At 68.3% G+C, this 300-nt stretch carries 1 pseudogene; it reads right to left on the reverse strand.

Going from position 1 to position 300, the window contains the following annotated elements:
- Positions 1–272, reverse strand: a pseudogene (locus tag ACZYSP_RS35405) (hypothetical protein); the annotation flags it as partial.
- Positions 273–300: the final 28 nt, after the last annotated feature.

The raw sequence follows: 300 nt of genomic DNA on the forward strand, positions 1-300 counted from the left end.
GTGACCTGCACCTTGTCGGCGTTGACCGCGAAGTTCACCACGCACGCCGAGTCGTCGAGCTTGGCCTTGCCGCGCACGATGGTGCCGTCGAGTGCGCAGGTGTGTGCGGTGGCGCCGATGGTGGTGATGTCGAAGTGCCCGTCGGGCTTGACGCGCAGCGAGCCGCTGCCCCGTTCGTAGATGTAGTCGCCGGCCGGCGGCGTGGCGGTCTGCGCGGCGGCGTGGCCGGCGCAGGCGAGCAGGGCGAAGGGAAGGATGCTCTTGAGCTTCATCGTTGGAAATCTCCCGGGGAAACGTGCC

Source organism: Variovorax sp. F042, assembly GCF_057814215.1.